Annotated in this window: 11 protein-coding genes; 1 reads left to right on the top strand and 10 read right to left on the bottom strand. The window is 59.7% G+C overall.

Features of this window, described 5'->3' with window-relative positions; translation table 11 throughout:
- Window positions 1-211 precede the first annotated feature (211 nt).
- From JKL45_RS18875 to JKL45_RS18830, 10 genes are all read right to left on the bottom strand, one after another.
- The gene (locus JKL45_RS18875; RefSeq protein ID WP_201863124.1) at window positions 212-469 is read right to left on the bottom strand and encodes a hypothetical protein; all 258 of its coding nucleotides are present in this window, start codon (window positions 467-469) and stop codon (window positions 212-214) included.
- Between the two features lie 198 nt (window positions 470-667).
- The gene (locus JKL45_RS18870) at window positions 668-2,050 is read right to left on the bottom strand and encodes a cytochrome P450 (protein WP_201863123.1); all 1,383 of its coding nucleotides are present in this window, start codon (window positions 2,048-2,050) and stop codon (window positions 668-670) included.
- Window positions 2,051-3,453: 1,403 nt separating this feature from the next.
- Window positions 3,454-4,158: a FadR/GntR family transcriptional regulator gene (locus tag JKL45_RS18865; RefSeq protein WP_201863122.1), complete on the bottom strand. Its 705-nt coding sequence runs from the start codon at window positions 4,156-4,158 to the stop codon at window positions 3,454-3,456.
- A gap of 18 nt (window positions 4,159-4,176) precedes the next feature.
- Complete coding sequence (locus JKL45_RS18860; RefSeq protein WP_201863121.1) at window positions 4,177-5,733, bottom strand: xylulokinase; 1,557 nt, start codon at window positions 5,731-5,733, stop codon at window positions 4,177-4,179.
- Window positions 5,726-6,766 (bottom strand): zinc-dependent dehydrogenase, encoded by a 1,041-nt coding sequence (locus tag JKL45_RS18855; RefSeq protein WP_201863120.1) that lies wholly within the window; start codon window positions 6,764-6,766, stop codon window positions 5,726-5,728. Before JKL45_RS18855 ends, JKL45_RS18860 begins: the two co-directional genes overlap by 8 nt.
- Complete coding sequence (locus tag JKL45_RS18850; RefSeq protein WP_036356137.1) at window positions 6,763-7,587, bottom strand: class I fructose-bisphosphate aldolase; 825 nt, start codon at window positions 7,585-7,587, stop codon at window positions 6,763-6,765. The genes JKL45_RS18855 and JKL45_RS18850 overlap by 4 nt, the downstream gene beginning before the upstream one ends.
- Window positions 7,588-7,695: 108 nt before the next feature.
- Window positions 7,696-8,676 carry a D-2-hydroxyacid dehydrogenase gene (locus JKL45_RS18845; protein ID WP_201863119.1) on the bottom strand — a complete coding sequence of 327 codons (981 nt, stop codon included), beginning with the start codon at window positions 8,674-8,676 and terminating at the stop codon, window positions 7,696-7,698.
- 147 nt (window positions 8,677-8,823) lie between these two features.
- Window positions 8,824-10,104 (bottom strand): TRAP transporter large permease, encoded by a 1,281-nt coding sequence (locus JKL45_RS18840; RefSeq protein WP_201863118.1) that lies wholly within the window; start codon window positions 10,102-10,104, stop codon window positions 8,824-8,826.
- Window positions 10,101-10,655, bottom strand: a complete 555-nt coding sequence (locus JKL45_RS18835; RefSeq protein ID WP_201863117.1) for a TRAP transporter small permease — start codon at window positions 10,653-10,655, stop codon at window positions 10,101-10,103. The genes JKL45_RS18840 and JKL45_RS18835 overlap by 4 nt, the downstream gene beginning before the upstream one ends.
- Before the next feature lie 68 nt (window positions 10,656-10,723).
- The gene (locus JKL45_RS18830) at window positions 10,724-11,719 is read right to left on the bottom strand and encodes a DctP family TRAP transporter solute-binding subunit (RefSeq protein ID WP_201863116.1); all 996 of its coding nucleotides are present in this window, start codon (window positions 11,717-11,719) and stop codon (window positions 10,724-10,726) included.
- A gap of 316 nt (window positions 11,720-12,035) precedes the next feature.
- Between JKL45_RS18830 and pgi the strand changes: the two genes are divergently transcribed.
- Entirely contained in the window at window positions 12,036-13,685 is a 1,650-nt protein-coding gene (pgi, locus tag JKL45_RS18825; protein ID WP_201863115.1) for a glucose-6-phosphate isomerase, read from the top strand.
- Window positions 13,686-13,762: the final 77 nt, after the last annotated feature.

Here is a 13,762-nt window from a genome sequence, read left to right as displayed (position 1 = left end):
TCGAGCGGCTCGCCGCATAAATGAATACAAACCGCGCTCAGATCTTTCTGTCCGCAGTCAGAAATTGCGACAGAGCCCTGGCCCCGCCAAGGCGGGGCCTCCTTGCACCCAGCCGCAGGAGGATCCTGCTGACGCAGGAAAGCTAGCGCGAGCGAATCCGGACGATGGGCATGCTCCTTCTCAGATGAAGGCGGTCCATCTCGGCCTTAGCTTACTTGTCACCCTCTTCACGGCTCTCGAGAGGCTCACTCGTTTCCATGATGAAGTTGTAGTTGGCCGCGGAGACGTAGAGCACATCGGTCCCGAACAGGGAGAACGTCACCGTTCCGCTGCTGTCGACGCTCACGGCATCCGCTTCGAGTTGGAGAGACTCCCCAGAGACAAAGTTGACCGTCCAGCCTTTGACCACGAGGGCGGCGCGAGATCCTCGCCGCTGAGCCACGCCTTTCTTGGCGGCTCCCCGTTTCACAGCACCTCTTTCCGTGCTCCTTCCCCGAGTGGCTGCTTGCTTACCAGTGCCTTTCTTGGAAGCCCCCCGATCCGCTGTGCGTGCTCGACTGACCGACTTGGTGGTTCGTGCCATGATCTACTCCTCTCGGCTGGTACCTACCGTTTGACGTAGAGAGCTCCCCAGTGACGGAAAGCCCGTCTTTCCGACGGCAGAGACTTATCGGCGATGGAGCTGGAATAACGGCGAATGGTCAGGCTGGGTGGTGACCACTGCAACAGGCAAGACCGGGTGACTTGTGACCAGCTCGATCCGGAACGAGCGCATGAGTTCGGCCAGCACCAGGGTGGCCTCCGTGAGGGCGAAGTGAGCGCCGATGCACACGCGGGGCCCGACACCAAAAGGCAGGTAGGCGAAGCGGTCGATTGCCGGGGCGCCGGGCAGAAAGCGTTCTGGGGCGAATGCATCCGGCTCGTGCCACCGCTTCCGGTGCCGGTGCAGCACCCATGGTGAGATGATCGCGAGATCGCCCGGTTTCATCGCAACACCGGCGACATTGTCCGGCTGGCGGGCTGCCCGGACGATCACATAGGCCGGCGGGTAGAGACGCATGACCTCGTCCAGCACCGCCCGTGTGTAGGTCAGCTTGCTGATTTGTGGTTTCACCATGTTGTCCGCTAGCACAGCCGCGGCTTCTTGGGCGATCTGCTCCTGCACGTCCGGCACTTGAGCCAGCAGATACACCGCCCAGCACAGGGCCACGGCCGTGGTCTCGTGCCCAGCCAGGATCATGGTGGCGATCTGATCCCGCAGTTGCTTGGGTGAGAACCCCTCCCCGCTCTCCGGGTCACGAGCCGCCATGAGCAGGTCGAGCAGATCGCGGGGGCTGCTGGCATGGGTTTTGGCCTCGAGGCGCTCGGTCATGATCTGGTCGATCAACCGGATCCAGCTCCGCCGGAACCAGGCCCGCGCCCAGTCATGGGGTGTCGGAATGCCGATGGGCACAACAAAATCGAGCAGGTGCGGTCGGCCGAGCCTTTGGCCATAGCGCATAATCTGCTCCCGGAGCGCGGAGCCGTGCTGGCCCATCTCCAGGGAGAACATGGTGCGCCCAGCGATCTCGAGGGCGAGGCGCTGGATTATGGGAAAGAGATCCACCCGCTCCGTCTCGGTGGCGGCGAGACTGCCGATCATCTCGGTCGTGGCTGACCGGATATGCGGAATGAGAAGCTCGACTGACCTCGGCGTAAAGGCCGGCGCCAAGGTCCGCCGCTGATGGCGCCAGGCAGGTCCCTCGCTGGTGAACAGCCCCTCCCCCAGCAGCGGCTTGAGGATCCGGAGAGTGGCGCGGGTTCGGCCATAAGCCTCCGGGTGATCCACCAGAACATGGCGGATTGCTTCGGGAGCATTGAACAGAACCGAGGAGCGGCCAAAAAAGCGGCGGAGGACCACCTCCTCCTCATAGGCCCGCTGCGACCAAACCCGAATGTTGTTGGTGCGCATGAGCGAGGCGAGCTGACGCGGCGAGAGGTTCTCCGGAGCAGGATCCGGATGCGGCGGGACGAAGGTCCGAATGTCCTCGGGCGCGACGGATGTCTGCATCGGTCCTATTTTATCACATTCAGTTGCCGCGGCAGAGATGCCGGGCGAGCACGATAGAACGGGGGCACAATCCACACGATCGCGTAGTCTTAAACCTTGGCATTATGAGAATTGGAGCTCGGCCGTAAGGATGGGGTGCCAAGAAATGACGTCAGAAGCACGAAACGGATTCAGCAGCTTGGATGCGAAGGCTAATTGGGGATTCTAGGGCTGATCCTTTACGACCTGCCAAGCTCGCTGCAAGGATTGAAAATCACCTGAACAAGGATGAAGCCCTTTATCCGTCGAGCCAGTGTTTGCACGAGGGAATTTTCGGCCGTTGGTGGCGAGCCAGTTGGTACCAGCTTGGTACCGGATCTGATCGGAAACTTGGGGAAGGCCAGAAAAGGCCGTAGGCCTTGGTGCCGGAGGAGGGATTTGCCTCCCGACACAAGGATTATGATTTGACGTCGCACAATTCTAAACTATTGAATTTGTTATGCCTTTGCCAACTTCACTAGCTCTACGCTAGATTATAGACTCCAAACTTACGCTCTTCTCACTACGGCTAGAATTTAATTGCCGCATCGGCTGCAAGTTAAATCAGCCACCTTCCCCTCGGAAACGTCCGGTTCGCTCCTGCTGATATTAAGCACATCTCCCGCGAGGGCTCGCTCTGGACGCTGACCATGCAATCCAAAAATCAATAAAGACATCATATAACTCATGCGCTCAGAAAAGAAGCAATGCTGCAAATTTATACTGATATGCCTACAGCGCATAAGTCATGTGTGCTGACCTATCTACCGCGCAGCAGCATAAGAATTATCTATTCATCACAGGAGGCTTATTGAACGCCTCTGTAGAGGGATAAGAATTATGCTCGTAACAGCAATCCTCCGCATCGTGATGCGCGTCGTTAACGCAACTGCCTACGCGAACCAGCTCAGGGCCGAACGTGTTCTGAATGCGCATCTCGCACGCGCTGGCAACACACTCAACTGAGAACGCCAGTAAGCCAAAGGCAAGCTTCCGCAGTCTCTGCGAAGCAACTCACAGGCCTGCCCGTCAAGACGTGTTACGGCTACCAGCGACAGCTAGGCTACATTCCTGTGACCGGGGAAACCGGACACGAAGTCGTTCCAAGCGCGAAGAGCTGCCCCCTCCGCTTCGGCTGCCGTCCCGCACGGTTCTGACAAAGGGCCCTGTGGGGCGACTTCGCTCTCGCAACTGAGGCAGAGAAAATGCGCCTCGTACTGCCCATATAATTCAAGGCAGTTGATCCCTAATTCGGCGCTTCTGCACACTGGGCATGGCTTAGGCTCAGTCATTGTCGCTCCACTCTACCGTTGATACGGACATTGCGGATTTGGGAAGCACTAATCTACACGCATGAGATTGTCGCTCGGGCCTTTCCGAGGCTCTCACTCGCTGATGTTGAGGATCGAAATCTTCGATTCTTCCCGGCGCCATAACCAGTAACACTCCTGAATAGCCTCACGAGCGAGCTCCGGCTCGCGATCCCTTAGCGCTTGCACGAGTGCGCGGTACGCTTCGACGTTTCGCTCGAACGCACCGCGGACCATGGAGATGATCCTGACCTTGTTCGCAATCACAGACCGGATGACGGACGAGAGGCCATCGATGACGATCACGATCACGGGGTTGCGGCACGCCCTGGCGAGGCTGGCGTGAAGCTCGAACTGGAGCTCGACCACATCTTCCACGGAGTCTGATGCAGCGATCTGGTCGATGAGATCCTCGAGGGCCTCAAGATCAGCATTGCTGGCCTGGATCGCGGCGGCTCCTGCCATCTCTCGACCAATCATTTCCATGCCGTTCTGGATCTGATCAATCGAGATGAACCCGAGCTTCAGAGCAACGCCGAAATAGAACTGCAGGAACCGCGAGTTCGGGAGCGCCAGATAGGTTCCGCTGCCTTGGACGCGCTGGAGCAGCCCGAGCGTCTCCAGAACGGTCAGCCGATCTCGCAGAGTCGGGCGCTGGATGCCGAGTTGATCGGCCAGCTCACGCTCTGTGGGGAGCTTGATCCGTCCGCTGCTGTCGGGCCTCAGCTCCATTGCGATGTCGATGACGCGCGCAAGGATATCGTCTTCGCCGTCGGTCATATAAAACCGTAGTTCCTTTTACCCAGCGGCTCGCACCCCTAGCCGGGGCCGTGCCTCCTCATCTGCGTACGGGCCAGAACTACGATCTGCGAGGGCGTGCATCAAGTCGCTCAGCTGTGGGTAGGCTGAGTCAAAGATCTTGAACATGCGGTCGTAGGTTTCAATGGTTCGCTCAGACCCGGGCCGAATTGCGGTGGCGTTGGGCGAAATCAGTGGAAGTTCGCTATCGTCGCTGCCCGTGAACAGCCCTGCTGCTATAGCACCGAGCAAGCCGGCTCCCAGCGCCGCAGCGTCGGGCATGTCGGACATGATATAGTCGAGCTTCAGGACATCTGCCTTCATCTGTCCCCAGAACTTGTTCCGCGCTCCGCCGCCCACGCTGAGCATGCGTTCCGGGCGCTTGCCCCACTTGGCTGAACCTCGCTCCAGAATTTGCCGCAGGCCGAAGGTCGTTCCTTCGAACACAGCGCGGACCATGTCCTGTCGGCTGTGCCGGAGGAGAAGCCCGAGCCAGCTGCCGCTCGCCTCTGCATCCCAGATGGGGCTCCGCTCGCCAGCAAGGTAGGGCAGGAACAAGAGACCGTTGGCTCCTGGAACAGACTCTTGCGCCAGGCGCTCCAACTCGGCGAGGGTCTTGAGTTCCGGCCAGACCTTGTTGTTGAGCCAACCGAACGCACCGCCCAGCGTCGACATTGCCCCGTGGGCGAGCCAGCGGCCGGGCACGATATGATGGCGATGCAGGAACGACGGCTCGAAGTCCGGACGGTCGAGGCAGAAGGTAATAACTCCGGACGTGCCGACGGACTCGAAAACCTCACCGCTGTCCATCAGGCCAACCGCAAAGGAGGCCGCTGCCGTGTCGGCAGCGCCAAGCGCAACTGGGGTGCCGGCAGGAATTCGCGTCAAGGAGGAAGCTTCATCGGTCACCCGACCGATCATATCGGTACAGCCACTGATTTTCGGCAGGATAGCTGCATCGAGTTCCCACCTGGCTAAGAGGTCGCGGCTCCAGGATGGCTTAGGGTCAGCAATGCGCATCAGACCCGAATAAGAAGCTTGGGTCGGCTCAATGCCATCCTGGCCACTGAGGCGGCGAGCCAAGAAACCGTTAAGCATGGTGACCCGCCGCACCTTTGCCCAAGCGGCCGGCTCATTCTCTCGGATCCAGGCCAGATTGGCGGCCCAGCAGGTAGACGTGCTGGCCCGGTTGCCGGTCTGCTGCACATCCGCTTCAGCGTCGGCGCCGACCACGTTTTCGAGACCCGCCTGAGCCCGGCCATCGAGGTAAAGGATACCCGGCCGTATTGCCTGACCGTCCCCGTCGAGGAGGATGGTTGTTGGGCAGGTTGTGGCGAGCCCGATCGAGACAATCGTGGGGACGCGGGTGGCAACCTCCCGAATAGCATCGGCGGTGGCTGCCCAATAGCGGTCGAGGTCGATTTCGGCCCAGAGCGGATAAGGTGTGACCACGGGAACTGCCCGGTGTGCCTTCGCAACCAAGCGGCCTTCGCGCGTGAAGGCACAAACCTTGATCCCGCTCGTTCCAGCATCGACCCCGAGGAAGGCTTCAGTCATTGCGGATTGCTACCTTAAGGGCCCGCCCACTCTCTGCCTCCTTCAGCGCCTCGACAGCATCCGCCAATCCGAAGCGATGGGTGACAAGCGAGTTGGCATCGATGAGCCCGCCTGCAAGCAGGTTGAGAGCCGTCTCATAATCTTGCCGGCGCAGCGCGCTGGCTCCGGTCACGACGATCTCGTTGTAATGCACGAGATTGACGTCGAACGTCGCCATGTCACCCGCCGAGAAGCCTGCGAAGAGGTTGACGCGGCCACCCTTGCGCACGAGCTTCAGCGCCTCGTTGGCAAGCGCCGGAACGCCGATGGCCAGGATCGCCACATCCGCGCCGAGCCCATCCGTCACCCCGCGGATTACCCCTGCTAAATCCTCCTTGGTCGGATCGCAGGCGATGTCGACGCCGCGCTCGAGAGCAGCCTCGCGGCGCATCTGGTTGGGCTCGCTGACGATAACCAGTCGTGCCCCGGCGCGGCGCGCGAGCGCCGCATGCATGAGGCCAATCGGCCCTGCCCCGAGGATGACCACCACATCACCGAGTTCAATGCCGACGTTGCGCAAACCATTGATGCAGCACGCCAGCGGTTCCGCAAGCGCAGCCGCCTCGAAGGGCATCCCCTGCGGAATACGAACAGCGTTGCCGGACTCAAGCGCCAACGCCGGCACCTTCAGGTACTCGGCATAGGCCCCATCAAACTCGTATCCAATGGCTTGACGATTCTGGCAGACATTCTCCCGGCCGGTTTTGCAATAGGCGCATTTGCGGCAGGGAATGACAGGATTAACCGACACCGGGTCACCGCAGGAGAACTGCGAGACACCTGCCCCTACCTCAACCACCTCGCCGGCGAACTCGTGGCCGAGAACGGACGGGAAGCGGACGCCCTTGGTTTTGCGGCCACGCAGGATGCGGATATCTGTCCCGCACACGGTTGCGGCCCTCACCTTCAGGATCAGCTCACCGGGTCCGGCGGACGGGGTTGCGACATCCTGCAAGACGACGTCGTCGGGAGCGCGAAGAACGGCTGCCTTCATTTCTGGAGATCCTTCTCTTCTTCGAGGGCGCGCTCGTAAACTTTGAGAGCTCCTTCGACGCTGGCGTCATCGTGCATCAAAGCGGACAAGGATTTGATAACGGCGGAGGTATGCGGGTGAGACCACACGAAGCGGCCATAGGTAACGCCGCGCATACCGACATCGAGTGCCTGGCGGGTCATGCGCAAATAGTCCTCCAGAGTCTCGCCCATCTCGCCACCAGCCAGAGCCACGATGGACGGGCAGGCATCCACAACCGAGCGGAAGCTCTCGGCTGAACCGGACCACATGGTCTTGATGATGTCGACGCCAAGCTCGGCGCCAGCGCGCACCGCGTAGGCCAACACCTCAGCGTCGTGCTGATCCTTGATCAGCGCGCCCTTCGGATAGATGTGCGCGACAAGCGGCATGCCGGCTGAAGCTGCTTCCTTGGAGATCTTGCCAAGGAATGTCAGCTGCTGGGCTTGGTCGGGGCCGCCGACGATGCAACCCACCGAAATGGCGTCAGCGCCAAAGCGCACCGCTTCCTCCACGTCCGCAACGGGCGTGTCGTATGTCGGATGATACTGCACGGAATAGGCACTAGCCTTCAAGATGATCGAGGCTTGGCCTGCATAGGGTGCGAACACCTTCTCGGCGATGCCCTTGTGCATGGTGATACCGTCAGGCTTGCCGGCTACAACCTTGCGCATGACGGAGCGGATATCCACGAGTCCAGGCATCATCCCGCGGGTGATCGGATGGTCAACCGTGATGGCGAGCATGCGGCCAGACTTGGGATTCACGATCCGGTTCAGACGAACTTCTTTCCCGAGAAACATAGAGGCTCCTTAATGCAGGTCGGATGTTGCCGACGAAACTGGGATGAGATTTGGTTATACCAATCAATGCTCATATACAAGCCCAAACAAGAATTGGTTGTACCAATTCTAAGTTACAAGATTCTTGGGTTTACCGGCCCGAAACAGCTCGATGCTCTCAAACAGCTGGTCCGTGAGCCCCTGGACAGCCTCGCTGCTCGCCCAAGCCACGTGCGGCGTAAGGATGAAGTCGGGCCGGTCCAGCAGGCGCATGAAGGGGTGATCCGCAGCTGGCGGTTCCGCCGTGACCACATCAAAGGCGGCGCCGGAGATTTGTCCGGCCGTGAGCGCATCCGTCAGGGCAGCCTCGTCCACCAGCCCACCGCGGGCCGTGTTGATGAGCAGGGGCCGACGCTCCATAAGGGCGAATTCCGGAGCGGCGATCATGTTGCGGGTCGATGGCATCAGCGGAGAGTGCAGCGTGATGACGTCACTCTGGCGCAGCACATCCTCGAAAGGGGTGTAGAGCGGACCCATGCCGGTTGAGCCCTTGTAGGCAGAAAACAGCACTCGCATGCCGAAGCCCCGGGCGATGTCGGCGACGGCCTGTCCAAGCACGCCATCGCCAATGATGCCGAGAGTCGAGCCAGCGAGATCGCGGATTGGATAGTCGAAGAAGCAGAACTGACTCGCCTCCTGCCATCGACCGCGGCGAACAGCATCCGCATAGGCTAGGATGCTGCGCCGCAGGGCGAGGATCAGCGCGAAAGTGTGTTCGGGCACAGTGTTCACCGCATAATTGCGGATGTTGCACACGGAAATGCCGCGCTCCCGGCAGGCTGCAACGTCGACGACGTCGTACCCGGTGGCCGCAACAGCGACGAGCTTGAGGTTGCGTGCCTGCGCGATGGCATCGCGTCTCACCGGTGCCTTGTTGGTGATGACGATATCAGCGTCAGCAATGCGCGTGCCTACATCGTCCGGAGCGGTCTTGCCATAGGTGATAAGTTCATGGGGGAAGGACAGCGTCCGTAACTGCGTTTCTGGAGAGAGTGTCTCTCGATCGAGGAACACAATGCGGACCGGCGCACCGGGCAGGGCTTCAGTCATATGACACCACTTTCTGCGAGTCGGTTGTGGCGATCTATGCGCGGCATGTGAGGTCTGGATCCGCCTCGACAAACCGGCTTCCACCGTCGCCAGGAAATGCAAAGGGCCAGATGTTGATGCACCATGCCCTTTCTTGACCTGTTGCCGTCAATAGAGTCCGAGGAGCCTGATCGGCCCCAGAGTCAAGACTGGAAACAAGACCAGCGCCAGGATCGCTGCGGTCAGGATCCCAACCGGGATCATGGATCCGCGGATAACGTCCTCAATCCGCATTTTCGCCACTTGAGCCACAGCGAACAGACAGACACCTACCGGCGGGGTGACGAGGCCAAGCGTGAGGGTGATCACGGTCACGATCAAGAAGTGCATCGGGTCGATGCCCATTTTCAGTGCCGGAGGTAGCAGTACCGGTATCAAGATGAACATGGCCGCAATTGCATCCATGAACATCCCAACCACGATGAGGAACAGGAAGATCAGGAACAGCGCCATGGTCGGGCCGGTGCTGATGCTGCCAAGAAAATTAGCGACCTGGACTGGCAAGCCGTCGAAGGCGAACACCCAGGCAGCGAGCTTCGCGGTCGCGGCAATGAACAGAATCGTCCCAGAGGCCCGGGCCGTCTCGACCAAGATATTCCATATCTCAGCTGGAGGAATTGAGCGGTAAACGATGACTGACAGAAACATCGTATAGAGCACCGCGATGGCGGCGGCTTCCGTCGGCGTGAAGAAGCCATTGACGATGCCGCCGAGCAGGATGATCGGTGTCAGCATCGGCAGGACAGCGCGAAGCCCAGTCGTTACGACCAAGCGGAGGTTGAACGGAGTCGGTGGATTATAGCCGTAGTGCACAGCGTAGAAATGGTTGAACACCATGAATACGAAGGCGATGAACAAGCCTGGAATCAGGCCAGCCACCAGCAGCGTACCGATGGACACGTTTGCGATCGAGCCTGCGATCACGACCAGAATGGACGGCGGGATGATGGAGGACAGCGTCGAGGTGACGAGCGTCATGCCGACTGCGTAACTCTTGGGAAAGCCATGCCGCTCCATAGCTTTGATCTCGATCGCGCCGACAGACGCGATGTCGGCAACGGACGATCCGGAGATGCCGCCGAAGATCACCGAGGAAACCACGTTCACGTGGCCGAGGCCGCCGGGCATCCAGCCGACCATCGCCTCGGCGAAGTCGAAGATGCGCTCAGCCACACGCCCCCGCTCCATGAAGTGCCCAACTAGGATGAAGAGCGGCACGGCCACAAGCAGGAAGGAGTTCATCGCCGAGAACATGCTCTGCGAGAGGAGATCGATCGGGGTGGACGTGAACATCATGATGGCTGCCACGCTAGCCAGGCCGAGCGCCACTGCCAAAGGAACGCCAAGGGCGGACAGCCCCAGGAAGAGAAGAAGAAGCGCAATGCTCACGGCGTATGTCCTTTCGAAACAAAGACATCAGGCTCGTCGAGGTCAACCCGCGGCGCGCCAACCTCCGGAAGCGCAATCAGGTCGCGCTTCGTCTTCAGCGACTCAACAATGGCCAAGACAGCTAGAATTGCCGAGATGGGCATGATGAGACCGATCACCCACATCGGGATGGCGAGCGTCGCCGCCTCCTCGCTCATCATGATCTGCTGGCGAACGAGGCTAAGGCCAGTCCACCCCATGATGCCGAAGAACAGAACGGATGAGACCACATAAATTGGCACCGCCAATCCCCGGAACAGGCGTGGCGCCGCAGCGATGAACACCACAACCCGGGCACTTTCAACGGTGCGGAAGCCTGCGGCGAGGCCTAGGAAGACCATCCAGACAAAGAGAAAGCGGGTGGCCTCCTCAGACCAGGAGACAGGCTGCCCGATCAAGCGGCTTACAATCTGTACGACCACGACGATTAGGATCCCGGCTGCCGTGGCGCCAGCTGCAAAGTCGGCGGTGAGCTTGACGAAACGGCCGAGCAAAGACGTTTGTTGAGCCATGGGGCTTCACCTCTCAGATGGATCCTGGCCGCTGGATCGCGACCAGGATGCCCTGTAGGACTGTCTTACTACTTGCTGACGGCCGCGATCGTGCGGTCGAAGAAGGTCTGATCCTTAACCAACTTGGCGAAGGTCGGAAACAGCTCCTTGGCGACGTCCGCGAAAGCCTTCTGTTGCTCAGGGGTCAGACGGTCGACCTTCATGCCCTTCTCGGTCAGCGCTGCGATCGACTTGCCCTCGTCGGCAGCGTCGTTTTCCACCTTCCAGGCCTCGGCCTCAACAGCCGCTTCTTTGATAGACTTCTTCTGGTCTTCAGGGAGCCCGTTGTACTTAGCAGGGTTGATCCCCAGCACCCAACCATCCGCCATATGGTTCGTCATGGTGGCGAAGGACTGCACTTCGTAGAACTTAGCCGTGACCGGGATGTTGATCGGGTTTTCCTGGCCATCAATGACCTTCAGCTGCAGGGCATTGTAAACCTCTGCAAACGCCATTGGGGTAGGGGCAGCGCCCATCTTCTTGAAGAACTCGACCCAAAGTGGATTGTTGGGCACGCGAAACTTCATGCCGGCCAGATCCTGCGGACTGGTGATCGGCTTGCGGGAATTGGTCATTTGGCGGAACGGACGCGGCCACAGGCCAAGGCCTTGAATACCGATCTTGTTAAGGTCAGCGATCAGCTCCTGCCCCAGCGGCCCGGACAGGTATGTGCGGAGCTGCGCCGTATCGGTGAAGAGGTACGGAACTGAAATCGCCGTGAACTTCGGGTTGAAGTTGGCATAGAGCGACGTCGAGAGCAGCAGCATGTCGAGCGAGCCACCTGAAAGCTGCTTCACTGCAGCTGAGGGATCGCCGCCATACAGCTGGCCATTTGGGAACACCTTGATCGTGACCTTGCCGCCTGTCTTCTGCGACACCAGCTCGGCGAACTTGTTAGCCGCCAGAGTGATCTCAGAATTATCCGGATCAGGTGTAGAGAGAGTAAAGTTGGTCTGAGCACTCGCTGCAGTCGCAGCAATCATTACAGCGGCTGTGGCCAAGCCACGAATCATCGACTTCAGCATTCTTGTCTCCTCCATGAAAACGTTACGATGTTCTTATTGGTTATACCAAAAAGTTAGCCGAATGCGCAGAGATTAGCAAGCGTTGTCTGAATTGGCATAACCAATTATCACTCACGGCCGTGATCGGGGAAAATGTTCTGACCTCGTCGTGCTAAGCGTGGCAGGACGTGGCGGCGTCGGGGCGAGTCCAGCAGATCTGAGGTGGCGGCTGAAAGCTTAGCTTATAAGAAAGGGCGTAAAGTTGCGCTTGCCCGGTCCTATTTGGAGAGCGAAGCTGGATTACCCGAGCATTTCTCATAGACAGGGCTCCGACGCGATGAAGACAATCACGGACTTCCCGGCTTGGCACGCGCTTCAGGCGCATTCCGATGGCATTCGTAACCTTCATTTGCGCGATCTGTTTGCCCAGGACCCGCAGCGTTTCAACCATTTCTCGCTCCGAATTGAGGATCTCCTGCTCGACTACTCCAAGCACCGGATCACAACTGAGACCATGACGCTTCTACTCGACTTGGCCAGGGTTGCGGATGTGGAGGGCTGGCGCGACAGGATGTTCGCGGGGGAGAAGATCAACAGTACCGAGGATCGAGCCGTCCTGCACGTCGCGTTGCGCAACCGCGCAGAACGACCGATACTTGTCGATGGCACTGACGTCATGCCGGGGATCGCGGCTGTGCTGGAAAAGATGCGGCTGTTCTCAGAGCGGGTCAGAAGCGGCGCCTGGCGCGGGGCGACGGGCGAGACCATAACCGATGTGGTCAATATCGGCATCGGCGGCTCTGACCTCGGCCCTGCCATGGCTTGCGAGGCGCTGAAGCCGTACCAGCGACCGAACTTGAGGCCGCATTTCGTATCCAATGTCGACGCAGCCCATCTCTCCCACACGCTCGCTCGTCTCGATCCTGCGCGCACGCTGTTCATCGTGGCATCGAAGACCTTCACGACGCAGGAAACGATGACGAATGCTGCCAGCGCGCGATCCTGGCTGACCAACGCCTTGGGTGGGGACGCGGTGGCGAAACACTTCGTTGCCGTCTCGACCAACGCTGCCGAGGTGGCGCGGTTTGGCATCGATACGACGAACATGTTCGAGTTCTGGGACTGGGTTGGCGGACGCTACAGCCTCTGGTCAGCTGTCGGCCTGCCAATCGTGCTGGCCGTCGGGTTCGAGCGCTTCACCGAACTGCTTGAAGGCGCCCATGAAATGGACGAGCATTTCTGCAGCGCTCCTCTTGAGCAGAACATGCCCGTGATCATGGGTCTCCTTGGCGTCTGGTACCGCAACTTCTTGGGCGCCTCGACTCTCGCCCTGCTGCCTTATGACCAACACCTCGTTCGATTCGCGGCTTATTTCCAGCAGGGCGACATGGAGAGCAACGGCAAGTCCGTGCGCCGAGACGGCACACGGGTAGACTATGATACCGGCCCGATTATCTGGGGTGAGCCGGGCACGAATGGGCAGCACGCCTTCTTTCAGCTTCTCCACCAAGGCACGGAGCTGGTACCAGCCGACTTTCTCGCTGCGGCCGAGAGCCAGACGCCCTTGGCAGATCATCACGGGAAGCTGCTCGCGAACTTCCTGGCGCAGACTGAGGCCCTCGCGTTTGGCAAGACGGCAGATGAAGTCCGAGCCGAGCTTCAGAAACGAGGCCTAACGGGTGAGGCCTTGGATGCCCTCGTGCCGCATAGGGTGTTCGATGGAAACCGGCCTACGACTTCAATCCTTTACCACAAGCTGACGCCACGCCGTCTCGGCTCTCTGATTGCCCTCTACGAGCACAAGATCTTCGTACAGGGCATCATCTGGGGCATCAACAGCTATGATCAGTGGGGCGTCGAACTTGGCAAGGAGCTCGCATCAAGGATCCTGCCGGAGCTCCAAAGCCACGAGCCAGTGACAGGGCACGACAGCTCGACGAGCGGCCTGATCAACCACATCCAGCATCTTCGCAGGCCTACGCAGTAGGTTCGAATCTGCTAGGCCCGGATGCCGTCAACGCACTACCAACCATCCATGCTTTCACTAGCATTCCAATCTGCCGG

Origin of the sequence: Microvirga soli (assembly GCF_016734765.1) — a bacterium.
In the GTDB taxonomy this organism is placed as follows: domain Bacteria; phylum Pseudomonadota; class Alphaproteobacteria; order Rhizobiales; family Beijerinckiaceae; genus Microvirga; species Microvirga soli.
Note: the sequence above shows the minus strand (reverse complement) of the source record. Positions and strands in the feature narration are given on the sequence as shown.

What these genes read in the sequence shown, in the direction of transcription:
- JKL45_RS18870 (WP_201863123.1), bottom strand. Translation starts at nt 2,050, where the DNA reads ATGCAGACATCCGTCGCGCCCGAGGACATTCGGACCTTCGTCCCGCCG.
- JKL45_RS18865 (WP_201863122.1), bottom strand. Translation starts at nt 4,158, where the DNA reads ATGACCGACGGCGAAGACGATATCCTTGCGCGCGTCATCGACATCGCA.
- JKL45_RS18860 (WP_201863121.1), bottom strand. Translation starts at nt 5,733, where the DNA reads ATGACTGAAGCCTTCCTCGGGGTCGATGCTGGAACGAGCGGGATCAAG.
- JKL45_RS18855 (WP_201863120.1), bottom strand. Translation starts at nt 6,766, where the DNA reads ATGAAGGCAGCCGTTCTTCGCGCTCCCGACGACGTCGTCTTGCAGGAT.
- JKL45_RS18850 (WP_036356137.1), bottom strand. Translation starts at nt 7,587, where the DNA reads ATGTTTCTCGGGAAAGAAGTTCGTCTGAACCGGATCGTGAATCCCAAG.
- JKL45_RS18845 (WP_201863119.1), bottom strand. Translation starts at nt 8,676, where the DNA reads ATGACTGAAGCCCTGCCCGGTGCGCCGGTCCGCATTGTGTTCCTCGAT.
- JKL45_RS18835 (WP_201863117.1), bottom strand. Translation starts at nt 10,655, where the DNA reads ATGGCTCAACAAACGTCTTTGCTCGGCCGTTTCGTCAAGCTCACCGCC.
- JKL45_RS18830 (WP_201863116.1), bottom strand. Translation starts at nt 11,719, where the DNA reads ATGCTGAAGTCGATGATTCGTGGCTTGGCCACAGCCGCTGTAATGATT.
- pgi (WP_201863115.1), top strand. Translation starts at nt 12,036, where the DNA reads ATGAAGACAATCACGGACTTCCCGGCTTGGCACGCGCTTCAGGCGCAT.